The organism is Streptomyces sp. NPDC047841, assembly GCF_040704085.1.
GTDB lineage: Bacteria > Actinomycetota > Actinomycetes > Streptomycetales > Streptomycetaceae > Streptomyces > Streptomyces argyrophylli.
On the sequence record NZ_JBEYRP010000009.1, the window covers coordinates 288434 to 315388 of the forward strand.

21 protein-coding genes and 1 pseudogene are annotated in these 26955 nt (G+C 72.8%); 15 read left to right on the top strand and 7 right to left on the bottom strand.

Going from position 1 to position 26955, the window contains the following annotated elements:
• The first annotated feature begins 39 nt into the window (after nt 1-39).
• On the top strand, nt 40-1851 hold the full coding sequence (locus tag AB0947_RS17260) for a glycoside hydrolase family 18 protein (protein WP_366751152.1): 1812 nt from the start codon (nt 40-42) through the stop codon (nt 1849-1851).
• Here the strand turns inward: AB0947_RS17260 and AB0947_RS17265 are convergent.
• Nucleotides 1793-2428, bottom strand: a pseudogene (locus AB0947_RS17265) (phosphatase PAP2 family protein); the annotation flags it as partial. The gene AB0947_RS17260 and the pseudogene AB0947_RS17265 overlap by 59 nt on opposite strands.
• 400 nt (nt 2429-2828) lie before the next feature.
• Nucleotides 2829-4163, bottom strand: a complete 1335-nt coding sequence (gabT, locus tag AB0947_RS17270; RefSeq protein ID WP_366751153.1) for a 4-aminobutyrate--2-oxoglutarate transaminase — start codon at nt 4161-4163, stop codon at nt 2829-2831.
• A 277-nt stretch (nt 4164-4440) separates the two neighbouring features.
• Between gabT and AB0947_RS17275 the strand changes: the two genes are divergently transcribed.
• The 4 genes from AB0947_RS17275 (at nt 4441) to AB0947_RS17290 (ending at nt 10381) form a co-directional block, all read left to right on the top strand.
• Nucleotides 4441-6588 (top strand): ATP-binding protein, encoded by a 2148-nt coding sequence (locus AB0947_RS17275; protein WP_366751154.1) that lies wholly within the window; start codon nt 4441-4443, stop codon nt 6586-6588.
• 105 nt (nt 6589-6693) lie between these two features.
• Complete coding sequence (locus AB0947_RS17280; protein ID WP_366751155.1) at nt 6694-8271, top strand: PucR family transcriptional regulator; 1578 nt, start codon at nt 6694-6696, stop codon at nt 8269-8271.
• A 175-nt stretch (nt 8272-8446) separates the two neighbouring features.
• Nucleotides 8447-9892, top strand: coding sequence for an aldehyde dehydrogenase family protein (locus AB0947_RS17285; RefSeq protein ID WP_366751156.1), 1446 nt, complete (start codon nt 8447-8449; stop codon nt 9890-9892).
• 153 nt (nt 9893-10045) lie between these two features.
• Entirely contained in the window at nt 10046-10381 is a 336-nt protein-coding gene (locus tag AB0947_RS17290) for a hypothetical protein (protein ID WP_366751157.1), read from the top strand.
• A gap of 142 nt (nt 10382-10523) precedes the next feature.
• Here the strand turns inward: AB0947_RS17290 and AB0947_RS17295 are convergent, their stop codons facing one another.
• On the bottom strand, nt 10524-11537 hold the full coding sequence (locus tag AB0947_RS17295; RefSeq protein WP_366751158.1) for a LacI family DNA-binding transcriptional regulator: 1014 nt from the start codon (nt 11535-11537) through the stop codon (nt 10524-10526).
• Between the two features lie 256 nt (nt 11538-11793).
• Here AB0947_RS17295 and AB0947_RS17300 point away from each other — a divergent pair, with 256 nt between their 5' ends.
• On the top strand, nt 11794-13731 hold the full coding sequence (locus tag AB0947_RS17300) for an acyl-CoA dehydrogenase family protein (protein WP_366751159.1): 1938 nt from the start codon (nt 11794-11796) through the stop codon (nt 13729-13731).
• Here AB0947_RS17300 and AB0947_RS17305 read toward each other — a convergent pair.
• Entirely contained in the window at nt 13728-14186 is a 459-nt protein-coding gene (locus tag AB0947_RS17305; protein ID WP_366751160.1) for a lamin tail domain-containing protein, read from the bottom strand. The two genes, AB0947_RS17300 and AB0947_RS17305, sit on opposite strands and share 4 nt — an antisense overlap.
• A 172-nt stretch (nt 14187-14358) precedes the next feature.
• On the opposite strand from AB0947_RS17305, the gene dxr reads away from it, so the two are divergent.
• The 6 genes from dxr to AB0947_RS17335 all read left to right on the top strand — a co-directional run bounded on the left by dxr (nt 14359) and on the right by AB0947_RS17335 (nt 21630).
• On the top strand, nt 14359-15630 hold the full coding sequence (gene dxr, locus AB0947_RS17310) for a 1-deoxy-D-xylulose-5-phosphate reductoisomerase (protein ID WP_366751161.1): 1272 nt from the start codon (nt 14359-14361) through the stop codon (nt 15628-15630).
• Entirely contained in the window at nt 15627-16928 is a 1302-nt protein-coding gene (locus AB0947_RS17315) for a site-2 protease family protein (RefSeq protein WP_366751162.1), read from the top strand. Before dxr ends, AB0947_RS17315 begins: the two co-directional genes overlap by 4 nt.
• A 169-nt stretch (nt 16929-17097) precedes the next feature.
• Nucleotides 17098-18255 (top strand): flavodoxin-dependent (E)-4-hydroxy-3-methylbut-2-enyl-diphosphate synthase, encoded by a 1158-nt coding sequence (gene ispG, locus AB0947_RS17320; RefSeq protein WP_366751163.1) that lies wholly within the window; start codon nt 17098-17100, stop codon nt 18253-18255.
• 195 nt (nt 18256-18450) lie between these two features.
• A complete protein-coding gene (locus AB0947_RS17325; RefSeq protein ID WP_366751164.1) occupies nt 18451-19299 on the top strand; it encodes a GNAT family N-acetyltransferase in 849 nt (282 codons plus the stop codon).
• 20 nt (nt 19300-19319) lie between these two features.
• Complete coding sequence (locus tag AB0947_RS17330) at nt 19320-19850, top strand: GNAT family N-acetyltransferase (protein ID WP_171152346.1); 531 nt, start codon at nt 19320-19322, stop codon at nt 19848-19850.
• Between the two features lie 73 nt (nt 19851-19923).
• Entirely contained in the window at nt 19924-21630 is a 1707-nt protein-coding gene (locus AB0947_RS17335; RefSeq protein ID WP_366751165.1) for a proline--tRNA ligase, read from the top strand.
• 1088 nt (nt 21631-22718) lie between these two features.
• Here AB0947_RS17335 and AB0947_RS17340 read toward each other — a convergent pair.
• From AB0947_RS17340 to AB0947_RS17350, 3 genes are all read right to left on the bottom strand, one after another.
• Complete coding sequence (locus tag AB0947_RS17340) at nt 22719-23618, bottom strand: aminoglycoside phosphotransferase family protein (RefSeq protein WP_366751166.1); 900 nt, start codon at nt 23616-23618, stop codon at nt 22719-22721.
• Between the two features lie 116 nt (nt 23619-23734).
• Nucleotides 23735-24235, bottom strand: coding sequence for a ferritin-like domain-containing protein (locus tag AB0947_RS17345; protein WP_366751167.1), 501 nt, complete (start codon nt 24233-24235; stop codon nt 23735-23737).
• Nucleotides 24232-24732: a hypothetical protein gene (locus AB0947_RS17350; RefSeq protein WP_366751168.1), complete on the bottom strand. Its 501-nt coding sequence runs from the start codon at nt 24730-24732 to the stop codon at nt 24232-24234. Before AB0947_RS17350 ends, AB0947_RS17345 begins: the two co-directional genes overlap by 4 nt.
• Before the next feature lie 230 nt (nt 24733-24962).
• Here AB0947_RS17350 and rimP point away from each other — a divergent pair, with 230 nt between their 5' ends.
• The 3 genes from rimP (at nt 24963) to AB0947_RS17365 (ending at nt 26897) form a co-directional block, all read left to right on the top strand.
• The gene (rimP, locus tag AB0947_RS17355) at nt 24963-25490 is read left to right on the top strand and encodes a ribosome maturation factor RimP (RefSeq protein ID WP_366751169.1); all 528 of its coding nucleotides are present in this window, start codon (nt 24963-24965) and stop codon (nt 25488-25490) included.
• Nucleotides 25491-25492: 2 nt separating this feature from the next.
• Nucleotides 25493-26479, top strand: coding sequence for a transcription termination factor NusA (gene nusA, locus AB0947_RS17360; protein ID WP_366751170.1), 987 nt, complete (start codon nt 25493-25495; stop codon nt 26477-26479).
• Between the two features lie 121 nt (nt 26480-26600).
• The gene (locus AB0947_RS17365) at nt 26601-26897 is read left to right on the top strand and encodes a YlxR family protein (protein WP_366751171.1); all 297 of its coding nucleotides are present in this window, start codon (nt 26601-26603) and stop codon (nt 26895-26897) included.
• The last annotated feature ends 58 nt before the right edge of the window (nt 26898-26955 follow it).

Here is a 26955-nt window from a genome sequence, read left to right on the forward strand (position 1 = left end):
CGCTCCGCCCCTCCAACTCCCCGGCACCCGGAGGCCCTTGTGGATCGTGCCCGACGCCCCAGATCCGTCCTCGCCGTGCTCACGGCCGCACTGCTGGCCGTGCCCGGCATCACCGCGCTCTCGTCGGCCGCCCACGCGGCCGACGCGGACGTCGCGGTCAACGGCGGCTTCGAGTCCGGCCTGACCGGCTGGACCTGCACCGCCGGCACCACCGTCACCTCACCCGTGCACAGCGGGAGCGCGGCGCTCCAGGCCACCCCGGCCGGCAGCGACAACGCCCAGTGCTCCCAGACGGTCACCGTCCAGCCGAACGCGCAGTACACCCTGTCCGGGTACGTCCGCGGTTCCTACGTCTACCTCGGCGCGAGCGGCACCGGCACCACCGACGTCTCCACCTGGACCCAGTCCGCCCCCGACTGGCAGAAGCTCAGCACCACCTTCCGCACCGGGGCGGCCACCACCAAGGTCGCGATCTACACCCACGGCTGGTACGGCACCGGCGCCTACTACGCCGACGACCTCACCCTCGTCGGCCCCGGCGGCAGCGGCACCACACAGCCGCCCGCCGCCCCCACCGGCCTGCGGACCACCACCGTGACCTCGTCCTCCGTCGGCCTGTCCTGGTCCGCGGTGACCGGCGCGACCGGTTACGCGGTCTACCGCGACGGCACCAAAGTGCAGAGCGTGACCGGCACCTCGGCCACCGTCTCCGGCCTCGCGGCCTCCACGGCGTACAGCTTCCAGGTCACCGCGGTGAACGACGCCGGCGAGTCCGCGAAGTCCGCGGCCGTGACGGCGACGACCGGCACCGGCACCGGCGGCGGGGGCACGTCCGACCTGCCCGCCCACGCCCTCGTCGGCTACCTGCACGCCAGCTTCGCCAACGGCGCCGGCTACACCCGCCTCGCCGACGTCCCCGACAGCTGGGACGTCATCGACCTGGCCTTCGGCGAGCCCACCTCGGTCACCTCCGGGGACATCCGCTTCAACCGCTGCCCGGTCACCGAGTGCCCGAACGTGGAGAGCGACGCCGACTTCAAGGCGGCCGTCAAGGCCAAGCAGGCCGCCGGCAAGAAGGTCCTGATCTCGATCGGCGGCCAGAACGGCCAGGTCCAGCTCACCACGACCGCGGCCCGCGACACCTTCGTCTCCTCCGTCTCGAAGATCATCGACACCTACGGCCTCGACGGCCTGGACATCGACTTCGAGGGCCACTCGCTGTCCCTGAACGCGAACGACACGGACTTCAGGAACCCGACCACCCCCGTGATCGTGAACCTCATCTCCGCGCTGAAGACCCTGAAGGCCAAGTACGGCGCGAAGTTCGTCCTCACCATGGCCCCGGAGACCTTCTTCGTGCAGAACGGCTACCAGTACTACGGCACCGGAAAATGGGGCGGCCAGGACCCCCGCTGCGGCGCCTACCTCCCGGTGATCTACGCGCTCCGGGACGACCTCACGCTCCTGCACGTCCAGGACTACAACTCCGGCCCGATCATGGGCCTGGACAACCAGTACCACTCCATGGGCGGCGCCGACTTCCACATCGCCATGACCGACATGCTCCTGACCGGCTTCCCGGTCGCGGGCGATCCCGGCAACGTCTTCCCGCCGCTGCGCCCCGACCAGGTCGCGATCGGCATGCCGGCGTCGACCAACGCGGGCAACGGCTACGTCTCCCCGTCCGAGGTCACCAAGACCCTGGACTGCCTGACGAAGAGGACGAACTGCGGCTCGTACGCCACCCACGGGACCTGGCCCGCGCTGCGGGGCCTGATGACGTGGTCGGTGAACTGGGACCGCTACGCGAACTGGGAGTTCCAGAAGAACTTCGACGCGTACTTCGGCTGAGCACGCGGGACAGGGCGGCCAGCAGCACGGTGCCCAGGCACCAGCCGGCCACCACGTCCAGCGGCCAGTGCCAGCCGTGGCGGACCAGGCCGTACGACACCCCGAGGACCAGGACCGCGCACCCCGCGACCAGGGCGCGGCGGGCGACGGGGGAGCGGAGCCAGGGGAGGAGGAGCAGGGTCGCGGAACCGTACGCGACCGCGGCCGTCGTCGTGTGACCGGACGGGAAGTAGCCCGTCCCCGGGGGCACCACCGGTGTCCCCGGCCGGGCCGTCCACTCCTTCAGCGGGACGACGACCGCCGGGACCAGCGCCATCAGCACGGCCGCGGCGAGCGGCGGCAGCCACCACCGCCCGGCACCGGCGGCCCGGCCCCGCCAGGCCGTGTACCCGAGGGCCACGGCGAGCACGGGCAGGGCGACCTGGACGTTGCCGAGGTCGGAGAGCAGCTGGGAGAACCGGTCCGGGTGCACGAGGGCCCGGCTGACGTCCGCGTCCAGCCCGAGCAGCGGCCCGCCGGCGACGACCTGCCAGGTGACGAGGGCGAAGACGACCGCCGGGAGGACCAGGAGCAGCATGGGCCCAGCTTGACAGACGGCCGCGGGGAAGGAGGCCGGCCGCCCCGGAACGGGGGGGTGGTTCCGAGGCGGCCGTCCGGACCGGAACGTCGCGCGCCCCGGGGGGTTTGGGGCGGCGACCGTCCGATCGGTGAGGAGATCCCGGAGCCGTCGGGCGCCGGTTGTGTGCGCGAGGGCACGACCAGGTCGAAGCTGGGGAGGCCCCGGCCCGGTGTCCGCCCGCAGTCCCCCGCGGGCGGGTGTATCTCTCATCTGAGGAGAACCTACGGCAGGCGGCGGCGCTTGGGCAGACGGAATCGGCTCCCGTCATCCACCCCGCACACCTTCTTCACACGGCCTGCCGCAGGCGTCTTCAGAGGTGCGGACCTCCCGCTCGGATGCGCGGGTCCCGGGGTGCCGCTCAGATGCGGGCGAACCCCTGCTCGATGATGTCGAGGCCCTCGTTCAGCAGGTCCTCGCCGATGACCAGCGGCGGCAGGAAACGCAGCACGTTGCCGTAGGTGCCGCAGGTCAGGACCAGCAGGCCCTCGGCGTGGCAGGCCTTGGCGAGCGCGGCGGTGGCCTCCGGGTTCGGCTCCTTGGTGGTGCGGTCCTTGACCAGCTCGATCGCGATCATGGCACCGCGTCCGCGCACGTCACCGATGACGTCGAACTTCTCGGCCATGGCGGTGAGGCGACCCTTCATGATCTCCTCGATGCGCTTGGCCTTGCCGTTGAGGTCCAGCTCCTTCATCGTCTCGATCGCACCGATCGCACCGGCGCACGCGACCGGGTTGCCGCCGTAGGTACCACCGAGGCCACCGGCGTGCGCGGCGTCCATGATCTCCGCGCGGCCCGTGACGGCGGCGAGCGGCAGACCGCCGGCGATGCCCTTGGCGGTCGTGATCAGGTCGGGCACGATCCCCTCGTCCTCGCAGGCGAACCACTGCCCGGTCCGGCAGAAGCCGGACTGGATCTCGTCGGCGACGAAGACGATCCCGTTGTCGGCGGCGAACTGCCGGATGGCGGGCAGGAAGCCCTTGGCCGGCTCGATGAAGCCGCCCTCGCCGAGCACCGGCTCGATGATGATCGCGGCCACGTTGTCCGGGCCGACCTGCTTGGTGATCTGGTCGATGGCCTGCGCGGCGGCCTCCGGGCCGGCGTTCTCCGGGCCGGTCGGCCAGCGGTACGCGTACGCGACGGGCACGCGGTACACCTCGGGCGCGAACGGGCCGAAGCCGTGCTTGTACGGCATGTTCTTCGCCGTCAGCGCCATCGTGAGGTTGGTCCGCCCGTGGTAGCCGTGGTCGAACACCACGACGGCCTGCCGCTTGGTGTAGGCACGCGCGATCTTGACGGCGTTCTCGACGGCCTCGGCGCCCGAGTTGAACAGCGCGGACTTCTTGGCATGGTCGCCCGGGGTCAGCTCGGCGAGCGCCTCCGCGACCTCCACGTAGCCCTCGTACGGGGTGACCATGAAACAGGTGTGGGTGAAGTCGGCGAGCTGGGCGCTCGCGCGGCGCACCACGGCCTCGGCGGAGGCGCCGACGCTCGTCACGGCTATGCCGGACCCGAAGTCGATCAGCCGGTTGCCGTCGACGTCCTCGATGATGCCGCCGCCGGCGCGCGCGGTGAACACGGGCAGCACGGAGCCCACGCCCTGGGCGACCGCGGCGGTACGGCGGGCCTGAAGCTCCTGCGACTTCGGGCCGGGGATGGCGGTGACGACGCGGCGCTCCTGCGGAAGTGCGGTCATGGGGGCTCCCTGATGATCTTGCGTACCGGGCGGTCCCGGGCGGTTCCGGGCGGTGCGTTTACGGACGCATACCTTCTTTTCTCGCAGGCTAAGACCGGTTCCGGAAGGTGGGCATGCTCCATGTGGGCGTTGTCGGCGACCCCCCTTGTCCGCCGTGGACATAGCCCGGCCGGGCGGGACGGCTCCTTACGGCCGCGTAAGCGGTGAACTCCCCCTGCCGGGGCGTTAGATTGACTCGCTGACGACGGACGGAACGGCTGGTCAGGGGGCAAGGTCGATGGACAGCGACGCGACGCGCGAGACCCGCGGCACCCACGCGAACCCGCTACCGCGGCCTATGGCGGCGCCGGAGGGGGCGGGACTACCACCGATGCCGCCCGGGGTGCCGCCGGCGCCCCCGATGCCGCCCGGCGCACCGCCGAAACCGGACGGCTCCGTCTTCCTCACCTGGCTGCGGACCCCCCGCCCGGAGGCGCCGCCGGGTGTGTGGCGCTTCGGACACCGGCCCCGTCCCGAGCAGGAGCCCGAGCAGATCCCTTCCCGGCAACTGCTCAGCGGCGCGCTGATCGCCTTCCTCGTGGGCTGGCTGGTGTGGTCCCTGCTGTGGAACGGCTACCTCGGCGCCTGGTGGGTGCTGCCGCTGGAGCTGTTCACACCGGACTCCTGGCGCCAGGGCAACGACGCCGTGGGCAACGCGATCCTCTGGTACTCGTACTACACCCTCATCGCCCTCGCCATCCTGTTCGTCGTCGGCCGCCTGGGCCGCTGGGGCGAGGTCTGGCGCCGCTACGGGCCGCGCGGCTGGCGTCCCGCCACGCCCGCGGCCGCGCCCCCGCCCACCCCCGGACAAGACCCCGCCGAATGGCCGCTGCTGCGGCAGGCCGGAGCCCACGAGGCTGCCGAGCGGCTGGCCGCTGAGGCGCGGGCCGGGCTCATGCGGGACGTGGATCACGCGCGGATCAGCAGGGCCTGGCAAGGCGTGCGGTCCGGCCGGCACAGCCTGGCCGGCTTCACCGGCGCCGTACTGAAGGACGGGGCCGCCGCCTGCCCGCACCCCTCCGGCGAACGCGACCTGCCCGCCCGGCACGCCCGCCACGACCTGCTCACCGGACAGGTCCGGCTCGGCACCACCGCCGACGACCCCCGCAACCCCTACCACTACCGCGGCGCCGGCCTCGCCCTGGGTCCCGACCTGCTCGGCACCTCCCTGCTCGCCGTCGGCCCGGCCGGCTCGGGGAAGACCGGCGCGGTGGTGCGCCCGCTCGCCGAGTCCCTGTGCCTGCACGCCCTGGCCGGCCGGACGTCGGTCGTGGTGGTCGGCGCGGCGAGCGCCGGGCTCGGCCCGGCCGAGGCCTACGACGTCGTCGTCCGCGTCGGCCACCCCGAATCCGTCTACGACCTCGACCTCTACGGCGGTACCACCGACCCCGACGAGGCCGCCGCCATACTCGCCGAGGCCCTCGTCGGCGACCTCGCGGACCCGCACCCCGGCAGCGACAGCCGCCGGTCCACCACCGTCCTCGCCCAGCTGCTCGGCCCGTTCCGCGCCGTCCACGACCGCTTCCCCTCCGTACCGGAGCTGCGGCAACTGCTCGACGGCGCCCCCGGCCCGCTGGCCGCGCTGCGCAAGGGCCTCACCGACACGGGGCACGCGTCCCTGCTCAGGGAACTCGACGCCCGGGAGCGGCAGATGGCCCACCCGGGCGACGTCGGGACGGTCCTCGCCGACCGGATCGCCCTGCTCGACCGGCCCGCCTTCGCCGCCTTCTTCGACACCTCCGGACAGAGCCGGCCGTTCTCCCTGAAGGCTCTCGACCACCCGGTCCGGGTCCGCATCGACCTGCCCCAGCGTGGTCATGCCGACGCCTCCCGGATCCTGGCGCGGCTCGTGCTCGCCCAGTTCACGGCCTCCGTGACGGTGCGGGAGGACCGGTCGCTCTTCGCCTGCCTGCTGCTCGACGACGCCTCCGGGGTCGTCACGCCGGAGGCCGTACGCGGCATCCAGCGGCTGCGCAGCGCCAACGCCGGCGTGGTGCTCACCCTGCGCACCCTGGACGACGCGCCCCGGCCGCTGCGCGGCCCCCTGCTGGGCGCCACGGGCTGCCGGATGGCGCTGTCCGGGCTCACTCCCTGGGACGGGCAGGACTTCGCCGAGGTGTGGGGCAAGGAGTGGACCGAGACCCGGGACGTCACCGACCGGCAGATCATCGCCGAGACCCCGGCCGGCAAGGCCGTGCACATGCTGCGCCGGGTCATCACCGGCCAGGCGCCCACCGCCCGTGCCGTCACCGTGCGCCAGGTCGAGCGGGAGCGGTGGTCGGCTTCCGAGTTGGCCCATGGGGTGCCGCCGGGGCACGCCGTGTTGTCGCTGACCACCGTGGAGGGCGAGCACGCGCCGCCGCTGCTGGTGGATCTGCGGGGGTGAGGGACGGGCGCGGGCTCGTACGGTGAGGCAGAATCGGGGTGGGCCGTTCATACACGGCGGCCAAGATCACCGGGATCGACGGATCTCCCTCACCGTGAAGGCCCCATGCCCCCGACTCTCGCCTCGCTCGTCCACCACTCCGCGCTCAAGCTGACCGTGCGCGCGGGCGAGGACCGTCTGGACGTGCCCGTCCGCTGGGCGCACGTCAGCGAGCTGGCCGACCCCGTCCCCTACATGGAGGGCGGCGAGCTGCTGCTGATCACCGCGCTCAAGCTGGACGCGGAGGATCCCGAGGCCATGCGGCGGTACGTGCGGCGGCTCGTCGGCGCGGGCGTGGTCGGGCTGGGCTTCGCCGTCGGGGTCAACTACGAACAGATCCCCGACGCCCTCGTCGACGCCTGCGCGCAGGAGGGGCTGCCGCTGCTGGAGGTGCCCCGCCGCACCCCGTTCCTCGCCATCAGCAAGGCCGTCTCCGCGGCGATAGCCGCCGACCAGTACCGGGCCGTCACCGCGGGCTTCGCCGCCCAGCGCGAGCTGACCAGACAGGCGCTGAACGCCGGCCCGGAAGGGGTGCTCACCGCGCTCTCCGCCCAGGTCGACGGCTGGGCCGCGCTGTACGACGCCTCGGGCGCCGTCGTCGCCGCCGCGCCGGAGTGGGCCGGCCGCCGCGCCGCCCGGCTCACCACCGAGGTGGAACGGCTGCGGGAGCGGCCCGCGCCGGCGTCCTCCGTCGTCGGCGGCCCCGAGCACGAGGACCGGGTGGAGCTGCACAGCCTCGGCACCGGCCGCCGCCCGCGCGCCGCGCTCGCCGTGGGGACGGCCGCCGCGCTCGGCACCGCCGAACGCTACGCCGTCCACTCCGCCATCGCCCTGCTCACCCTCACCACCGAACGTTCCCGCTCGCTGCACGCGGCCGAGCAGCGCGTCGGTGCGGCGGTGCTGCGCATGCTCCTCGCGGGCGAGCCCGACCACGCCCGGGCGGTCGCCGGGGACCTGTACGGCGAGCTGCTGGACGCCCCGTTCCGGATGATCGTCGCCGAGTCCGGCTCCGGCCCGGCCGGCGAACCGCTGGGCGAGCTGGCGGAGACCGTGGAGAGCGCGGCGGCGCGGGCCGGGGAGGCCGTGCTGGTCGTGCCCGAGGGGGAGCGGCTGGTCGTGCTGGCCGCCGACCGGGGCGCCGCGGTGGCCGCGTGCGTCGATCACGCGGCGGCGCGGGAGGCCGACCGGGCGGCGGCCGAGCAGGGCCGGGCGGAGGAGGACACCCTGGTCGTCGGCCTGTCCGCGCCCGCCGGGCCGATCGCGGCGGCGGCGGCGTACAAGCAGGCCGAGCAGGCGCTGTCGGTGGCGCGGCGGCGGGGGCGGGTGTTCGTGGAGCACGAGCAGCTGGCCGCCGGGTCGGTCCTGCCGCTGCTGGCCGACGACGCGGTGAAGGCGTTCGCCGACGGGTTGCTGCGGGCGCTGCACGAGCACGACGCCACCGGCCGGGGTGACCTGGTCGCCTCGCTGCGGGCGTGGTTGTCGCGGCACGGGCAGTGGGACGCGGCGGCGGCCGACCTGGGGGTGCACCGGCACACCCTGCGGTACCGGATGCGCAGGGTTGAGGAGATCCTGGGGCGCAGCCTGGACGATCCCGATGTGCGGATGGAGCTGTGGCTCGCCCTGAAGGCGACGTCCACGGACTAGACCCCGGTAGGACGAAGTGGCGTGGAGAGGGGCGGAGCGCCGAGTAGTCCAATCAGTAGTGTCCCGTCAGCCCACTGCTACGACTCGGACAAGCACCCCCGAGCCGGCCCCGCCCTACCGTGGACCACGCAAGCCAAGCGACACACCTCCAACGCGGAAGGGCCGGGACTCGTACATGACTTCCACCCATGCCTTCTGGCTCGCCGGCCGCCAGGCCACCGGCGAGGACACCTTCGACGTCACCTCCCCGTGGGACGGCCGGCTCGTCGGCAAGGTCAGCGTGCCGACCGACGCCCAGGTCGAGGAGGCCGTGGCCGCCGCGTACGCCGTCCGCGATGACTTCGCCGCCACCCCGGCGCACGTCCGCGCCGCCGCTCTGGACCACGTCAGCAAGCGGCTGGCCGAGCGCACCGAGGAGATCGCCCAGCTGATCTCCGCCGAGAACGGCAAGCCGGTCAAGTGGGCCCGGGGCGAGGTCGGCCGTGCCGTCTCCGTGTTCCGGTTCGCGGCCGAGGAGGCCCGCCGGTTCAACGGCGGGGAGGCCCAGCGGCTCGACACCGACGCCGGCGGCCAGGGCCGGCTCGCGCTCACCCGCCGCTTCCCGAAGGGTGTCGTGCTCGGCATCGCGCCGTTCAACTTCCCGCTGAACCTGTGCGCCCACAAGGTCGCCCCGGCGATCGCCGCCGGCGCCCCGATCATCCTCAAGCCGGCCCCGGCCACCCCGCTGTCCGGCCTGATCATCGGTGACCTGCTCGCCGAGACCGAGCTGCCGGCCGGGTCGTGGAGCATCCTGCCGGTGCCGAACGACAAGATGCCCGCCCTGGTCCAGGACGAGCGCCTGCCGGTCATCTCCTTCACCGGTTCCGAGAAGGTCGGTTACGCGATCATGGACTCGGTGCCGCGCAAGCACTGCACGCTGGAGCTGGGCGGCAACGGGGCCGCGGTCGTCCTCGGCGACTACGCCTCCGACGCCGACCTGGACTGGGCCGCGACCCGCATCGCGACCTTCTCCAACTACCAGGGCGGCCAGTCCTGCATCTCGGTGCAGCGCGTGATCGCCGACGCCTCCGTGTACGACCGGCTGCTGCCGCGGATCGTCGCCGCCGTCGAGGCCCAGGTCACCGGTGACCCGTCCGACGCGAAGACCGACGTCGGCCCGCTGGTCAGCGAGGACGCGGCCAAGCGCGTCGAGTCCTGGGTCAAGGAGGCGGTCGAGGCGGGCGCCACCCTGCTCACCGGCGGTGACCGTGACGGCGCCTCCTACGCGCCGACCGTGCTCACCGACGTACCGGCCGGTGCGACCCTCTCCTGCGAGGAGGTCTTCGGGCCCGTCCTCACCGTGCAGAAGGTGAACGGCGAGGCCGAGGCGTTCGCCGCGGTCAACGACTCCAAGTACGGCCTCCAGGCGGGCGTGTTCACCCACGACCTCCAGGCCGCCTTCCGGGCCCACCGCGCCCTGGAGGTCGGCGGTGTGGTGATCGGCGACGTCCCGTCCTACCGTGCCGACCAGATGCCGTACGGCGGCGTCAAGCAGTCCGGTGTGGGCCGCGAGGGTGTGCGGTTCGCGATGGAGGACTACACCTACGAGCGCGTGCTGGTCCTCACCGGTCTCGCGCTCTGACCTGCCACGGACAGGTCGGGAAACGGAACGGCCGCAGCCCACTGTGCGGGGGCTGCGGCCGTTCGCCGTTCCCTCTCGCCGAGGCAATCCGGAAGGGCTCCGCGGACGTACAGAAAGTAGGGCCGCATCCCTGAGGGAAGAAGGAGGGCCATCATGCGAGCATCACGAGCGAGGCGCCTCGTCGCGGCGTCCGCGGCCGGCCTGGTGATGGCCGGCGGCGCCGCGATCGGCGCGGCAGGCACGGCTTCGGCGGCAGCCCCCGCCGTGTCCACCCGGGTCACCGACGACTGGTGCTGGGGCCACTACGGCTGGAGCTGCTTCGACCATCGCTTCGACCACGGCTTCGGCGATCGCTTCGACCACGGCTTCGGTCATCGCTTCGATCACCGCTTCGGCGATCGCTTCGACCACGGCTTCGGTCATCGCTTCGACCACCGCTTCGATCACCGGTTCGACGACGGAGGCACCGTGATCGTCGTGGTCCGCTAGCGGTGAGAGGGCACGTCCCCCGCACCCCGCCACCCCGTAGGGGCCCGGCACCGCTGCCTTCCGGTGCCGGGCCCTCGTCGGTCCAGGTGCGCAGGTGCTCGCGCTGCTGCGCCGGCAGGGCCCGGCCGGGCCCGGCGGGTGGTCAGGGCGCGGCCGGTGCCGGTCCCGAACTCGCCCGTACGGTCAGCTCGGGCGTGAGCAGCACGACCTCGTCGCCGCCCCGCCCGTCCAGCTTGGCCACCAGGTGCTCCACCGCCTGCCGGCCCATCTCCTGGGCGGGGACGGCGACCGAGGTCAGCCGTACCGAGGCCTGGACGGCGACCTGGTCCGGGCAGACCGCGACCACGGACACGTCCTCGGGCACGGCCCGGCCCTGCTGGCGCAGCAGCGCGAGCAGCGGTTCCACCGCCGACTCGTTCTGCACCACGAACCCGGTCGTCCCCGGCCGCTCGTCGAAGATCCGGGCCACGGTCAGCGCCAGGGCGTCGTAGCCGCCCTCGCACGGCCGGTGCAGCACCCGCACGCCCGTCTCCCGGGCGCGCGAGCGCAGGCCGTCCAGGGTGCGCTCGGCGAAGCCGGTGTGCCGCTCGTACACCGCCGGCGCCTCGCCTATGACGGCGATGTCGCGGTGCCCGAGCCCCGCCAGATGCTCCACGCACAGCGCTCCGGTCGCGCTCCAGTCCAGGTCCACGCAGGTCAGCCCGGCGGTGTCGGCGGGCAGGCCGATGAGGACCGAGGGCTGGCCGGTGCCCCGCAGCAGCGGCAGCCGCTCGTCCTCCAGCTCGACGTCCATCAGGATCATCGCGTCGGCGAGACCGCTGCCGGTGACCCGGCGCACCGCGTCGGGCCCCTCCTCACCGGTGAGCAGCAGGACGTCGTAGCCGTGCGCCCGGGCCGTGGTGGCCACCGCGATGGCGATCTCCATCATCACCGGCACGTACATGTCGGTGCGCAAGGGGACCATCAGCGCGATGATGTTGGACCGTTTGCCGGCCAGGGCGCGGGCACCCGCGTTCGGGTGGTAGCCCAGCTCCCGGATGCTCTGCTCGACCCGTTGCCGGGTGGTCGCGGAGATGGACCGCTTGCCGCTGAGGACGTAGCTCACCGTGCTCGCCGAGACCCCGGCGTGCTGAGCGACCTCGGCGAGGGTGACCATCCGGCTCTCCAGAGTTTTTGAAGCGCTTCGACACTGCGCCGTGCGGACAAGGTGGGTGAAGGTAAGGCAGACCCTAGCTCCAGGCAAGGCAGGGTGTCCATAGGCCGTCGAAGCGCTTCGACGCATCCGGTGAGCCTTTCCGCCGTTCGCGCGCGAGGGGTGGTGGGGTCGGCCCGTTTCGGGTACCAACGATCCAGTAGCACTGGTCGGTAACGAACGGTCCCATTCGTCCCTCTTCGCGGCGAGGTGAGCCTGCATGTCCGCCACCACCACCCCACGCACCACCGTCACCGAGCGCGAGGCGCGCCAGGTGGCGGAGGCCGCCCGGCAGCAGGACTGGCACAAGCCCAGCTTCGCCAAGGAGCTGTTCCTCGGGCGCTTCCGGCTCGACCTCATCCACCCCCACCCGCTGCCCGACGACGAGTCCGTGCGGCGCGGCGAGGAGTTCCTGGCGAAGCTGCGTGCCTTCTGCGAGAGCGCGATCGACCCCGCCCGGATCGAGCGCGAGGCCCGCATCCCCGACGAGGTCGTGGCGGGCCTGAAGGAACTCGGCGCCCTCGGCATGAAGATCGACCCCACGTACGGCGGCCTCGGACTCACCCAGTTGTACTACAACAAGGCCCTCGCCCTGGTCGGCTCCGTCAGCCCCGCCGTCGGCGCGCTGCTCTCCGCCCATCAGTCGATCGGCGTACCGCAGCCGCTCAAGATGTTCGGCACCCAGGAGCAGAAGGACGCCTTCCTGCCCCGCTGCGCCCGCACCGACATCTCCGCCTTCCTGCTCACCGAGCCGGACGTGGGCTCCGACCCGGCCCGCCTCGCCACCACCGCCGTACCCGACGGCGAGGACTACGTGCTCGACGGGGTGAAGCTGTGGACCACCAACGGGGTGGTCGCCGACCTGCTCGTCGTCATGGCGCGCGTGCCGAAGTCCGAGGGGCACAAGGGCGGCATCACCGCGTTCGTCGTGGAGGCGGCGTCCGAGGGCGTCACCGTCGAGAACCGCAACTCCTTCATGGGGCTGCGCGGCATCGAGAACGGCGTCACCCGCTTCCACCGGGTGCGGGTCCCGGCGGCCAACCGCATCGGCCCCGAGGGAGCCGGGCTGAAGATCGCCCTCACCACCCTGAACACCGGCCGGCTGTCGCTGCCCGCGATGTGCGCCGGAGCCGGCAAGTGGTGCCTGAAGATCGCCCGCGAGTGGGCGGCCGAGCGCGAGCAGTGGGGCAAGCCGGTCGCGCTGCACGAGGCGGTCGGCGCCAAGATCAGCTTCATCGCGGCCACCACCTTCGCCCTGGAGGCCGTGCTCGACCTGTCCTCGCAGATGGCCGACGAGGACCGCAACGACATCCGCATCGAGGCCGCCCTCGCCAAGCTCTACGGCTCCGAGATGGCCTGGAGGATGGCCGACGAACTGGTCCAGATCCGGGGCGGGCGCGGCTACGAGACGGCCGAGTCGCTGCGGGCGCGCGGGGAGCGTGCGGTGCCGGCCGAGCAGATCCTGCGCGACCTGCGCATCAACCGCATCTTCGAGGGCTCCACGGAGATCATGCACCTGCTGATCGCACGGGAGGCCGTCGACGCCCACCTCTCGGTCGCCGGTGACCTCATCGACCCCGACAAACCGCTGTCCGCCAAGGCGAAGGCGGGCGCCAACGCGGGCGTGTTCTACGCCAAGTGGCTGCCGAAGCTGGTAGCCGGACCGGGGCAGCTGCCGACGGCGTACGGCGAGTTCAAGCACGGCATCGACCTCTCCGGGCACCTGCGCTACGTCGAGCGCACGGCCCGCAAGCTCGCCCGGTCCACCTTCTACGCCATGTCCCGCTGGCAGGGCCGGATGGAGACCAAGCAGGGCTTCCTCGGCCGGATCGTGGACATCGGCGCCGAGCTGTTCGCGATGAGCGCGGCCTGCGTCCGCGCCGAGCGGCTGTGGCGCGAGGGCGAGCACGGCCGCGAGGCCTACCAGCTCGCCGACGCCTTCTGCCGCCAGGCCCGCATCCGGGTGGACGAACTCTTCGCCCGGCTGTGGACCAACACCGACGACCTGGACCGCAAGGTGGTCAAGCACGTCCTCGGCGGGGCCTACACCTGGCTGGAGGAGGGCATCCTCGACCCGTCGGGCGAGGGGCCGTGGATCGCGGACGCGACCCCCGGGCCCTCGACCCGCGAGAACGCCCGCCGCCCCTTCGGCGGCTAGCAGTACTTGTCGCTCGGGTCCCGCGTCGTCCAGGAGCAGGTGTCGACCTTGCTGCCGCCCGCCTTGGTCAGGGTCGCCGTGTCCTTGTCGTTGTTCCAGACGTAGGCACGGCGGCCCTGGTACTTGTCCGACGCCGTGTCCGAGCCGCTGCCGGTGTGCACCTTCACGTACTTCCCGGCGCCGATCTTGACGTTGCCGAAGACGTACTTGTGGTTGGAGGCGTCCTTCAGCACCCACCCCTTGAGCGAGACCGCCGAGCCGCTGGTGTTCTTCAGCTGCACCCACTCGGCGTTCAGGCTCTTGTTCGAGCGGTTGTCCGTGCCGGGGCTGTCGAACCACACGTGGTGGATCCGCACGCCACCGGCGGCCTCGGCCGGGGTGCTGAGCAGGGTGCCGGTGAGCAGGGCCGCGCCGGCGAGGGCGGGCAGGGCTGCGCGTATGCGCACAGTACGCATGGAGAGATCCCCCCAGGATGTCGTCCGCGAAGTCGTGGCCGGGCCGGTCGGCGACCGGCCCGGCCTGAAGTGTTATCACATGATCTTCACTATGCGTCCACAGTTCTGCTGAACGCACCCGCGCGGGGGACGCGCTGTCCGGGCCGTCACCGCGTGCCGCCACAATGGGGGGATGACCGACAGTCCCGCCCGTCCGGCCCCCCTCGCCGACCCGCACCTCGTCTACGACCCCGCCCCCGGCGGGGGCCCCAAGGACGTGGTGGTCCTCGGCTCCACCGGATCCATCGGCACCCAGGCCATCGACCTCGTGCTGCGCAACCCCGACCGCTTCCGGGTCACCGCCCTGTCCGCGAACGGCGGCCGGGTGGCGCTCCTCGCCGAGCAGGCGCACCGGCTGCGGGTGCGGACCGTGGCGGTCGCCCGCGAGGACGTCGTCCCCGCGCTGCGCGAGGCGCTCGCGGCCGAGTACGGCGGTGCGGAGCCGCTGCCCGAGATCGTCGCCGGACCGGACGCGGCCACCGAGGTCGCCGCCTCCGAGTGCCACACGGTGCTCAACGGCATCACCGGCTCCATCGGCCTCGCCCCCACCCTCGCCGCCCTGGAGGCGGGCCGCACCCTCGCGCTCGCCAACAAGGAGTCGCTGATCGTCGGCGGCCCGCTGGTCACCGCGCTCGCGAAGCCGGGCCAGATCATCCCGGTGGACTCCGAGCACGCGGCCCTCTTCCAGGCGCTCGCCGCCGGCACCCGGGCCGACGTCCGCAAGCTCGTGGTCACCGCCTCCGGCGGCCCCTTCCGCGGCCGGACCAGGGACGAACTGGCACACGTCACCGTCGCGGACGCCCTCGCCCACCCCACGTGGGCGATGGGCCCGGTCATCACCGTCAACTCCGCGACCCTCGTCAACAAGGGGCTGGAGGTCATCGAGGCCCACCTCCTCTACGACCTTCCCTTCGACCGCATTGAGGTGGTCGTGCACCCCCAGTCGTATGTCCACTCGATGGTCGAGTTCACCGACGGATCCACGATCGCCCAGGCGACGCCCCCCGACATGCGCGGGCCCATCGCCATCGGACTGGGCTGGCCCGAACGTGTCCCGGACGCGGCCCCCGCGTTCGACTGGGCCAAGGCATCCACCTGGGAGTTCTTCCCGCTGGACGACGAGGCCTTCCCCTCGGTGAACCTCGCCCGGCACGTGGGGCGGCTCGCGGGCACGGCCCCGGCGGTGTTCAATGCCGCCAACGAGGAGTGCGTCGCGGCCTTCCTGAGCGGCGCGCTGCCCTTCAACGGGATCATGGATACCGTCACCCGGGTGGTGGAGGAGCACGGCACCCCGGTCACGGGAACTTCACTCACGGTGTCGGACGTCCTCGAAGCGGAGACCTGGGCGAGGGCCCGGGCCCGTGAACTCACAGCCACGACGGCGACCGCGGAGGCGCGTGCATGACGACCTTGATGTTCATCCTCGGCATAGTGGTCTTCGCGGTCGGCCTGCTCGTCTCGATCGCGTGGCACGAGCTGGGGCACCTGTCGACGGCCAAGCTCTTCGGCATCCGCGTGCCGCAGTACATGGTCGGCTTCGGCCCGACCATCTGGTCACGCAGGAGGGGCGACACCGAGTACGGCATCAAGGCGATCCCGCTCGGCGGCTACATCCGCATGATCGGGATGTTCCCGCCGGACGACCAGGGCCGGGTCTCCGCCCGCTCCACCTCCCCGTGGCGCGGCATGATCGAGGACGCCCGCTCGGCGGCCTTCGAGGAGCTCCAGCCCGGCGACGAGACGCGCATGTTCTACACGCGCAAGCCGTGGAAGCGGGTCATCGTCATGTTCGCGGGCCCCTTCATGAACCTGGTGCTCGCGGTCGCCCTCTTCCTCACGGTGCTGATGGGCTTCGGCATCCAGAAGGAGACCACCGTCGTGGAATCCGTCTCGCCCTGCGTCATCGCGCAGAGCCAGCACCGCGACAGCTGCAAGAAGTCCGACCCGTCGTCCCCGGCCGCGCAGGCCGGCATGAAGGCGGGCGACAGGATCGTCTCCTTCGACGGCAAGCCGACCGAGGACTGGAACACGCTCTCGGACCTCATCCGGGACAGCGCCGGGAAGGACGTCTCCTTCGTCGTCGACCGCGACGGCCGGGACGTGACCCTGCACGCGAAGATCGCCACGAACCAGGTCGCCAAGAAGGACACGGGCGGCAACTACGTCGACGGCTACGTCAAGGCCGGCTTCCTCGGCTTCAGCCCCGCCACCGGCGTCGTCAAACAGGACTTCGGCGAGTCCGTGACCTGGATGACCGACCGGGTCGGCGACGCCGTCGACTCCCTCGTCGCCCTGCCCGGCAAGATCCCGGCCCTGTGGGACGCCGCCTTCGGCGACGGCCCGCGCGAGCCGGACTCCCCGATGGGCATCGTCGGCGCGGCCCGGGTCACCGGCGAGATCGCCACCCTGGACATCCCCGCCTCACAGCAGCTGGCGATGTTCGTGTTCGTGCTGGCCGGCTTCAACCTCTCCCTGTTCCTGTTCAACATGCTCCCGCTGCTCCCGCTCGACGGCGGGCACATCGCGGGCGCCCTGTGGGAGTCGCTGCGGCGCAACCTGGCCCGGGTGCTGCGCCGCCCCGACCCCGGACCGTTCGACGTCGCCAAGCTGATGCCGGTGGCGTACGTGGTCGCCGGGATCTTCGTCTGCTTCACCGTCCTGGTGCTCATCGCCGACGTCGTGAACCCGGTGAAGATCTCCTAGCCGCCCGTCGTCCACCGCGGCCCGGACCCCTCGGGTTCCGGGCCGCATTCCATCGGGTGGTTTACGGGTGGGATGTGCTGACGCGGGACCCGGTGCCGTAATCTCAAAGCCTGGAGCCCGCCGTTGCACGGGACCGGACCTTGATTCACGACTTGGGGTTGCACAGCAGATGACTGCGATTTCTCTCGGCATGCCGTCCGTTCCGACCAAGCTCGCCGAGCGCCGGAAGAGCCGGCAGATCCAGGTCGGAAGCGTGGCGGTCGGCGGAGACGCGCCCGTCTCGGTCCAGTCGATGACCACGACCCGCACGTCCGACATCGGCGCCACCCTCCAGCAGATCGCCGAGCTGACCGCCTCCGGCTGCCAGATCGTCCGGGTGGCCTGCCCCACCCAGGACGACGCCGACGCCCTCGCCACCATCGCGAAGAAGTCCCAGATCCCGGTGATCGCGGACATCCACTTCCAGCCCAAGTACGTCTTCGCCGCCATCGAGGCCGGCTGTGCCGCCGTCCGCGTCAACCCCGGCAACATCAAGCAGTTCGACGACAAGGTCAAGGAGATCGCCAGGGCCGCCAAGGACCACGGCACCCCGATCCGCATCGGCGTCAACGCCGGCTCCCTGGACAAGCGCCTGCTCCAGAAGTACGGCAAGGCCACCCCCGAGGCCCTGGTCGAGTCGGCGCTGTGGGAGGCGTCCCTCTTCGAGGAGCACGACTTCCGCGACATCAAGATCTCCGTCAAGCACAACGACCCGGTCGTGATGATCGAGGCCTACCGGCAGCTCGCCGAACAGTGCGAATACCCCCTCCACCTCGGCGTCACCGAGGCCGGCCCCGCCTTCCAGGGCACGATCAAGTCGGCCGTCGCCTTCGGTGCCCTGCTCTCCCAGGGCATCGGCGACACGATCCGGGTCTCCCTCTCGGCCCCGCCGGTCGAGGAGGTCAAGGTCGGCCTGCAGATCCTCCAGTCGCTCGGCCTGCGCCAGCGCGGCCTGGAGATCGTCTCCTGCCCGTCCTGCGGCCGCGCCCAGGTCGACGTCTACAAGCTCGCCGAAGAAGTCACCGCCGGCCTGACCGGCATGGAGGTCCCGCTCCGCGTCGCCGTCATGGGCTGTGTCGTCAACGGCCCCGGCGAGGCCCGCGAGGCCGACCTCGGCGTCGCCTCCGGCAACGGCAAGGGGCAGATCTTCGTCAAGGGCGAGGTCATCAAGACCGTCCCCGAGTCCAAGATCGTGGAAACCCTCATCGAGGAGGCCATGAAGCTGGCGGAGCAGATGGAGGCCGAGGGCGTCGCCTCCGGCGAACCGTCGGTGTCGGTGGCGGGCTGAGCTTTCCGGCACCGGCCGGACCGCGCCCCGCAAGGGGCGCGGGGCCACGCTGGATGTGCGGCTCGGCCACGGGGGCGCGCGGCCACGGCCGGCGCGCGTCGGCGGCGATCCCGGCCCCCGGCCTCGGAGGCGCACCGCAAAGCCGGCGCGGCTATAGTGCGGAGATCAGCAGACCCCCAGCGTGAGGCCCCGCACGTGTTGACCCAGACCACCTCACGAGTGCTCGAACCCGGCGACCTGGACGCCGCGCTCGCCGTCCTCGACCGCGAGCCGGTCGCGAACGCCTTCGTGACCTCGCGGGTCCAGGTCGCGGGCCTCGACCCCTGGCGGCTCGGCGGCGAGATGTGGGGCTGGTACGAGGACGGCATGCTCACGTCCCTGTGCTACGCGGGCGCCAACCTCGTGCCGATCTGCGCCACCCCCCGCGCCGTCCGCGCCTTCGCCGACCGCGCCCGCCGGGCCGGCCGGCGCTGCTCCTCCATCGTCGGCCCCGCCGAATCCACCGCCGGACTGTGGCGGCTGCTGGAGCCGCACTGGGGCCCGGCCCGCGAGGTCCGCGCCCACCAGCCGCTGATGGTCACCGACCGCATGCCGGCCGACATCACCCCGGACCCGTACGTCCGCCGCGTCCGCAAGGACGAGATCGAGACGATCATGCCGGCGTGCGTGGCGATGTTCACCGAGGAGGTCGGCGTCTCGCCCCTCGCCGGCGACGGCGGCCTGCTCTACCAGGCCCGGGTCGCCGAACTCGTCGGCTCCGGCCGCTCCTTCGCCCGCGTCGACGACCAGGGCCGGGTCGTGTTCAAGGCGGAGATCGGCGCGGCGACCCCCCAGGCCTGCCAGATCCAGGGCGTGTGGGTGGCCCCCGAGTACCGGGGCAGGGGCCTGGCGGCCCCCGGCATGGCGGCCGTACTGCGCTACGCCCTGGCCGATGTGGCCCCCGTGGTCAGCCTGTACGTGAACGACTTCAACACCGCGGCGCGCAGGGCGTACCGCAAGGTGGGCTTCCGTGAGGTGGGAGCCTTCATGAGCGTGCTCTTCTGACCGCCCTGTACGCTCCCCGCATGGACCTCGTGATCGGCCCCCTGGACCTCACCGCCCACGTGGACGAGGCCCTCGCCGTCCAAGCCCTCGCCTTCGGGCTCGGCCCGGACGAGGTCGCCGTGCGCCGGCAGATCGTCCAGCGGCACATGCAGTACCGCGGCGCGCGCGCCTACGGGGCCACCGTCCGGGGACGGCTCGTCGGTTTCGTCTACGGCATGCCGAACAGCCGTACCCACTGGTGGTCCACCGTCGTCGAGCCCTACCTGCGCGCGGGCGGCAACGACTTCTGGCTGGACGACTCCTTCGTCATCACCGAACTGCACGTCCACCCCGACCACCAGAACCGCGGCATCGGCCGGCGTCTGATCACCACCATCACCGACACCGCCGACGAACCCCGCTCCATCCTCTCCGCGATCGACACCGACAGCCCCGCCCGCGGCCTCTACCACTCCCTCGGCTACGTCGACCTCGCCCGCCGGGTCCACTTCCCGAGCGCGCCGAGGCCGTACGCCGTGATGGGCGCCCCGCTGCCACTGCGCAGGCGTTAACCGATTTCCACCGGCACGGGCGGCCCGGCTAACCTCCATGCCATCACCTTTACCCGGCAGGAGTACGAGAACCATGGCCAACGCACCGGTCCAGCGCATGTCCCAGTTGATGGCGAAGACGCTGCGCGACGACCCGGCGGACGCCGAGGTCCTCAGCCACAAGCTCCTCGTCCGCGCCGGCTACGTCCGCCGCACGGCCGCCGGCATCTGGAGCTGGCTGCCCCTCGGCAAGAAGGTCCTCGCCAACGTCGAGCGCGTCGTCCGCGAGGAGATGGACGCCATCGGCGCCCAGGAGGTCACGCTGCCCGCCCTGCTGCCGCGTGAGCCCTACGAGGCCACCGGCCGCTGGGACGAGTACGGCCAGGAGCTGTTCCGGCTCAAGGACCGCAAGGGCGGCGACTACCTCCTCGGCCCCACCCACGAGGAGATCTTCACCCTCCTGGTCAAGGACCAGTGCACGTCCTACAAGGACCTGCCGGTGATCCTGTACCAGATCCAGACCAAGTTCCGTGACGAGGCCCGGCCCCGCGCCGGCATCCTGCGCGGCCGCGAGTTCCTGATGAAGGACTCGTACTCCTTCGACCTGGACGACGAGGGCCTCGCCCGGTCCTACGCCCTGCACCGCGAGGCCTACCAGCGCGTCTTCGAGCGCCTCGGCCTCGACTACCGCATCGTCGCGGCCACCGCCGGCGCCATGGGCGGCTCCAAGTCGGAGGAGTTCCTCGCCCCGGCCGAGGCCGGCGAGGACACCTTCGCCGACTGCCCGAACTGCGACTTCGCCGCGAACACCGAGGCGATCACGTACGAGCTGAAGCCGGTGGACGCCTCCGGCGTGCCCGCCGCCGAGGACATCCCGACCCCCGACACCCCGACCATCGAGACGCTGGCCGCCTCGCTCGGCGTCCCGGCCTCCGCCACGCTGAAGAACCTGCTGGTCAAGGTGGACGGCGAGATCGTCGCCGTCGGCGTGCCCGGGGACCGCGAGGTGGACCTGGGCAAGGTCGAGGCGCACTTCGCCCCGGCCACCGTCGAGATGGTCACCGAGGCGGACTTCGCCGCGCGCGGCGACCTGGTCCGTGGCTACGTCGGCCCGCAGGGCCTGGGCGAGAAGGTGAAGTACATCGCCGACCCGCGCGTGGCCCCCGGCACCGCCTGGATCACCGGCGCCAACAAGGAGCACACGCACGCCAGGAACGTCGTCGCCGGCCGGGACTTCGAGGTCGACGAGTACGTGGACGTCGTGGTGGTCCAGGAGGGCGACCCCTGCCCCCGGTGCGGCACCGGCCTGAAGCTGGACCGCGCCATCGAGATCGGCCACATCTTCCAGCTGGGCCGCAAGTACACCGACGCGCTCAAGCTGGACGTCCTCGGCCAGAACGGCAAGCCGGTCCGCGTCACCATGGGGTCCTACGGCATCGGCGTCTCCCGTGCCGTCGCCGCGCTCGCCGAGCAGACCGCCGACGAGCACGGCCTGGTCTGGCCCAAGGAGATCGCCCCGGCCGACGTGCACGTCGTCGCCGCCGGCAAGGCGCTCCAGACCGAGCTGGCCCTCGAGGTCTCCGACAAGCTCGCCGCCGCGGGCGTCCGCGTCCTGGTGGACGACCGCGCCGGGGTCTCCCCGGGCGTGAAGTTCACCGACGCGGAGCTGATCGGCGTCCCGCAGATCCTGGTCGCCGGCCGCCGCTCCGGCGAGGGCGTCCTGGAGCTGAAGGACCGCAAGACCGGCGAGCGCGAGGAACTGACGGTCGAGGCCGCGATCGCCCGCCTGACCGCACGGTAAGCGGGAGCGACAGCGCGAGGGACACCCCGGGTTCGCCAGGGGTGTCCACGAACACGGGTGTCTCATGGGACCGGGGCGTCCCGTGAGCCCGCGTAGTCCGTGAGCCCGGGCACGGTAGCCGTGCCCGGAGCCCTGGTGCGCGCCTGGCTTGGTGGCGCCGGGCGACCTGGCCGTCACGGCTCACGGGCCTGGCGGCCCGGCCCCGCTCACCCAGGCGCTGACGTTCGGCGGCGCTCGCGCGGGGCTTCTCGCGTTGGCGCCGTCCGTCGCCTGGGCGGCCTGCGCGCACCGGGCTGCCGCCGGCCGACGCGTCTCGTGCGCGTCAGGCCCCGCCGCGTCCGGCTCGCCGGCGCCGGGCGACTTGCCCTTCACGGCTCCCCGGCGTTGCGGGCCGGCCTCGCTTCGCAAGGAGCTGTCGTTCGGCGGCGCTCGCGCGGGAGGATCTTCTCCCGTTGGCGCGCTGCGCGGCCCGCGCGCCCTAGGCTCCGCCGCGCCTGGCTCGGTGGTGCCGGGGGGCTTGTTCTCCACGGCTCGCGGGCCCTGTGGCCCGGCCTCGCTCCGCCAGGCGCTGTCGTTCGGCCGCGCTCGCGCGGGAGGATCTTCTCCGGTTGGTGCGCTGCGCGGCCCGCGCGCCCTAGGCTCCGCCGCGCCTGGCTCGGTGGTGCCGGGGGGTTTGTCCTTCACGGCTCGCGGGCCCTGTGGCCCGGCCTCGCTCCGCCAGGCGCTGTCGTTCGGCCGCGCTCGCGCGGGAGGATCTTCTCCGGTTGGCGCGCTGCGCGGCCCGCGCGCCCTAGGCTCCGCCGCGCCTGGCTCGGTGGTGCCGGGGGGCTTGTTCTCCACGGCTCGCGGGCCCTGTGGCCCGGCCTCGCTCCGCAAGGCGCTGTCGTTCGGCCGCGCTCGCGCGGGGCCCCTCGCGTTGGTGCGCTCCGCTGCCTGCGCGGCCTGCGCGCACCGGACCACCACCAGCCCGCGCGGCCCCGGTGCATCAGCCCCGCGCCGGCCGACGCGGCCCGCCCGCGCCAGGCCCCCGCGTCAGGCTCGATGGTGCCGCTCCTCGTCGCAGGTGCGGGCACGGCGGCGTCGGCTGGTCAGAGCCAGCTCGCGAACTCCAGCAGGAGTTCCGCGTCCTTCTCGCGGCCGACCCGGCGGGCCCGCACCCCCGACTCCACCGCCCGGAACAGGGTCCAGCCCCGCAGCCGTTCCTGGTCGACCTCCAGCGACTCGGCGAGGCGCTTGATCCGGCGCCGGGTGGTGGACGGCCCGGAGGACGCCGCGATGAGGTCCTCCACCCGGTCGCGCACCAGCCGCGCCAGATCGAAGGCGCTCTCGCCGACCACCGGGTCCGGGCCCACCGCCAGCCAGGGCATCCGGTCCCCGGAGAGCACCTTGCTCTGCCGGAACGTGCCGTGCAGCAGCAGGTGCTCGGGCGGCGCGGCCAGCAGTTCGGCACGGGCGGCGAGGGCCGCCTCCACCAGCGGGGCCGCCTCCGGGTCGGCTCCGGCACCCGCCCGCATCGCCACCGCCTGCCGTCCGGTCCGCTCGGCGACGGTCTCGAAGACGTGCCCGGCCGGCGGCGCGACCCACAGCCTGCGCAGCGTGCCCGCCGCCTCCAGCAGCGCCTTCGCCTCCGGCAGCGACCGCACCGACACGTCCGGGTGCAGCCGCTCCAGCAGCAGCACCCCGTCCTCCGCCTCGGCTTCGAGCAGTTGTACGGCGCCCAGCCCGCCCCAGTGCGCCAGCGCCGCCCGCTCGCTCTCCGGGCGGGCCCGGGGCGGCGCCAGCTTCAGCACGGCCGGGGCACCGTCGGCCCGCCGCACCAGCACCACCAGGCTGCTGCGGCCGCCCGGCACCTGCACCCGCTCGACGGTCAACTCACGCCGGGCGACGGCCCGCTCGGCCACCGCGGGCAGCCGCGCCAGCCAGTCGTCACCGGCCGGTGCCGTCTCACCGAGCGCCCGCACCAGGCGCTGCGGCGGTTCGAAAGCCATGCGCGAGTCGTTCCCTTCGTGTCCTGTGCTGCCGGGACCCCGCCCGAGTCTCCCGTCCTGATCCCGTTGTCGATCGTGTCCGGTGCCGTCCTGCCGTCCTGCCGCCCCGCCGGCGGTCAACGCGCCGGCGACCCGGACGGCGACGGTGCCGTGCCGGCCGCACCGGTCCGCTCGCCGGACCGCTCGGCCAGACCAGGGAAGGCTACGCTCCCCCCGCTCCAGCGCACCGCCCGCACCGCGGCCTCCCGCAGCGCCCCGGCCGCGTCGGCCCGCCGCGCGCCGCTCGTGGCCCGCACCAGGTCCGAGTACACGCCGGCGACCCGCTCCTCCAGCCGCGCGGCCAGCCGCAGCGCGGTCGCCCGGTCCTCGACCGGGAACGGCAGCGCGTACGCGGCGCTCGCGGCGACCGGCGCGCCGCCCAGGTCGCGCACGGCGCGCACCAGCGCGTCCCGGCGCGCGCGGTGCGCGTCGTACGCGGACCGCGCCTCCGCCCGCCGCGGCTCGCCGATCCGTCCGCCCACGACGCCGTACCCGTACACCGCCGCGTGCTCCGCCGCCAGCGCGGCCTGCAACGCGGTCAGCTCGGCATCCGCGGCCCGCTCGGTCCCGTCGCTCACCTGGCCCCCTCCGTCAGCAGGTACGCGTGCGCGGCCCCGGCCGCCGCGACCGACGCCAGCAGCCGCGCCAGCTCGCCCGGCACCTCCAGCAGGTCCTTGGCGCGCTGGTCGGCGAGGGCGCGCTCGGCGGCGGCCAGCCCGGTCACGGCGTCCTTCTCGCCGGCCGGGACGGGAGCGGGCGAGGCGGTGGCCGTGGCGGAGGCCGTGGGCGCCGTACCGTCCGTGAAGGCCGCCGCGTGCGCCGCCACCTGGGCCCGGAGCGGGCGCAGCCGCTCCGCCAGCCCGGGATGCGCGGCGAGCACGGCGTCGTACCGCGCCAGCAGGCCCCGGCTGTCGCGCGCCGCACGCGCGCGTGCCCGCTGCGCGGCCGACGGCCCGTCGTCGCCGGACCCGGGTCCGGCCGAGCAGCCCACCAGCAGGGCGCCGCCGGCGGCCGAGGCGAGCAGGGTTCTTCTGCGCGGCCCCGGGGGCACGCGCGGAGGCGGGGGGTACGGCACGGCTGACGTCCTCGGGGGCTCGTACGAACACACGGGCGGGAATGCCGGCCCGCCGTTGATCACGGTACCCGCGAGTCCCTCCGCCTCGCGTCACCGGCTCGGCGGCCGACCGTCCCGCCCGCGAACCGCCCCGGACCTCTCCTGCGATCCGGCCCCCGCCGGAGGCAGTACCCTTTGATCAGACACGCGACCCATCCCACAACAGCACACGCGGCCGAGGAGTCACCCGGATGAGCACCACCCAGAGCGAGAGGCTGCGAGAGCTGCTGGAACCGCTCGTCACCTCCCAGGGGCTGGATCTCGAAGAGATCGCCGTGGACTCCGTCGGACGCAAGCGGGTGCTGCGCGTGGTCGTCGACTCCGACACCGGGGCGGATCTGGACGCCATCGCCGATGTGAGCCGCGCGCTCTCGGCGAAGCTGGACGAGACGAACGCGATGGGTGACGCGGCGTACGACCTGGAGGTCGGAACCCCCGGCGCGGAGCGCCTCCTCACCGAGCACCGGCACTTCGTGCGCGCCACCGACCGGCTCGTGAGGTTCCAGCTCACGGAGGGCGGCGAGCTGGTCGCGCGGATCCTTCAGGTCGACGACGAGGGCGTCGACGTCGAGGTGCCCGGCGTGAAGGGCCGCAAGGCCACCGCCCGCAGACTCGGCTTCCCGGAGATCGCCAGGGCGCGCGTGCAGGTCGAGTTCAACCGCAAGGACAGCGCCGGCCCGGCCGGCGAGAAGGACATGAAGGAAGAGGAGGAGGCGTAGCCGTGGACATCGACATGAGCGCCCTGCGGGGCTTGGTTCGGGAGAAGGAGATCTCCTTCGACCTGCTGGTCGAGGCGATCGAGTCGGCCCTCCTCATCGCCTACCACCGCACCGAGGGAAGCCGCCGGCACGCGCGCGTGGAGCTCAACCGGGAGACCGGGCATGTGACCGTGTGGGCGAAGGAGGACCCCGACGACCTCGCCGAGGGGCAGGAGCCCCGGGAGTTCGACGACACCCCGTCCGGCTTCGGCCGCATCGCCGCCACCACCGCCAAGCAGGTGATCCTCCAGCGGCTGCGCGACGCCGAGGACGACGCGACGCTCGGCGAGTACGTCGGCCGCGAGGGCGACATCGTCACCGGTGTGGTCCAGCAGGGCCGCGACCCGAAGAATGTGCTGGTGGACATCGGCAAGCTGGAGGCCATCCTGCCGGTGCAGGAGCAGGTGCCCGGCGAGACCTACCCGCACGGCATGCGCCTGCGGTCGTACGTCGTCCGGGTGGCCAAGGGCGTGCGCGGGCCGTCCGTCACCCTCTCCCGTACGCACCCGAACCTGGTGAAGAAGCTCTTCGCCCTGGAGGTGCCGGAGATCGCCGACGGGTCCGTGGAGATCGCCGCGATCGCCCGTGAGGCCGGTCACCGCACCAAGATCGCCGTACGGTCCACCCGTTCGGGCCTGAACGCCAAGGGCGCCTGCATCGGCCCCATGGGCGGCCGGGTGCGCAACGTGATGGGCGAGCTGAACGGCGAGAAGATCGACATCGTCGACTGGTCGGACGACCCGGCGGAGATGGTCGCGAACGCCCTGTCACCCGCTCGGGTGAGCAAGGTGGAGGTCGTGGACATGGCCGCCCGGTCCGCGCGGGTGACCGTGCCGGACTACCAGCTGTCGCTGGCGATCGGCAAGGAGGGCCAGAACGCCCGCCTGGCGGCCCGGCTGACCGGCTGGCGGATCGACATCCGGCCCGACACCGAGCAGGCCGGGGAGTAGACCGGGGAGCGGCCGGGGCGCCGGGGAATAGATCCAAGCCGCCCGGCGCTGAGATCACGACAACAGCCGTTCGATTTTTGCCCCGAAGGGGTGAGGTCGGTACGGGGAGGTAGACTTAGCTGTGTCTGGCCGGACGCATGACCGAGCACGCCCTGAACGCACCTGTGTGGGGTGCCGGGAGCGGGCGGCCAAGAACGATCTCCTGCGGATCGTGAAGACCGAGGGCGCGTGCGTCCCCGATCCTCGCGGTACGCTGCCCGGCCGGGGTGCGTACGTACACCCCGCCCTGGTCTGTCTCGACCAGGCGGTACGCCGCCGGGCGTTCCCGCGGGCACTGCGCGTCCCGGGACCGCTCGACACAAAGGCGTTGCGCCGATACGTCGAGCAGACAACAGTTGCCGAGCAGGCAACGCAGTAAGACAAGCCGCACGGAACCCCGTGCGGTCTGGTACCTCGCGAGTCGAAAGCAGGTCGAG

Excerpts from the sequence above, each read along its gene's own strand:
- AB0947_RS17315 (WP_366751162.1), top strand. The coding sequence starts at position 15,627 with ATGACGACCTTGATGTTCATCCTCGGCATAGTGGTCTTCGCGGTCGGC.
- AB0947_RS17335 (WP_366751165.1), top strand. The coding sequence starts at position 19,924 with ATGGCCAACGCACCGGTCCAGCGCATGTCCCAGTTGATGGCGAAGACG.
- AB0947_RS17330 (WP_171152346.1), top strand. The coding sequence starts at position 19,320 with ATGGACCTCGTGATCGGCCCCCTGGACCTCACCGCCCACGTGGACGAG.
- AB0947_RS17290 (WP_366751157.1), top strand. The coding sequence starts at position 10,046 with ATGCGAGCATCACGAGCGAGGCGCCTCGTCGCGGCGTCCGCGGCCGGC.
- AB0947_RS17285 (WP_366751156.1), top strand. The coding sequence starts at position 8,447 with ATGACTTCCACCCATGCCTTCTGGCTCGCCGGCCGCCAGGCCACCGGC.
- AB0947_RS17275 (WP_366751154.1), top strand. The coding sequence starts at position 4,441 with ATGGACAGCGACGCGACGCGCGAGACCCGCGGCACCCACGCGAACCCG.
- AB0947_RS17300 (WP_366751159.1), top strand. The coding sequence starts at position 11,794 with ATGTCCGCCACCACCACCCCACGCACCACCGTCACCGAGCGCGAGGCG.
- gabT (WP_366751153.1), bottom strand. The coding sequence starts at position 4,163 with ATGACCGCACTTCCGCAGGAGCGCCGCGTCGTCACCGCCATCCCCGGC.
- rimP (WP_366751169.1), top strand. The coding sequence starts at position 24,963 with ATGAGCACCACCCAGAGCGAGAGGCTGCGAGAGCTGCTGGAACCGCTC.
- AB0947_RS17295 (WP_366751158.1), bottom strand. The coding sequence starts at position 11,537 with ATGGTCACCCTCGCCGAGGTCGCTCAGCACGCCGGGGTCTCGGCGAGC.
- AB0947_RS17340 (WP_366751166.1), bottom strand. The coding sequence starts at position 23,618 with ATGGCTTTCGAACCGCCGCAGCGCCTGGTGCGGGCGCTCGGTGAGACG.
- AB0947_RS17305 (WP_366751160.1), bottom strand. The coding sequence starts at position 14,186 with ATGCGTACTGTGCGCATACGCGCAGCCCTGCCCGCCCTCGCCGGCGCG.
- dxr (WP_366751161.1), top strand. The coding sequence starts at position 14,359 with ATGACCGACAGTCCCGCCCGTCCGGCCCCCCTCGCCGACCCGCACCTC.
- AB0947_RS17280 (WP_366751155.1), top strand. The coding sequence starts at position 6,694 with ATGCCCCCGACTCTCGCCTCGCTCGTCCACCACTCCGCGCTCAAGCTG.
- ispG (WP_366751163.1), top strand. The coding sequence starts at position 17,098 with ATGACTGCGATTTCTCTCGGCATGCCGTCCGTTCCGACCAAGCTCGCC.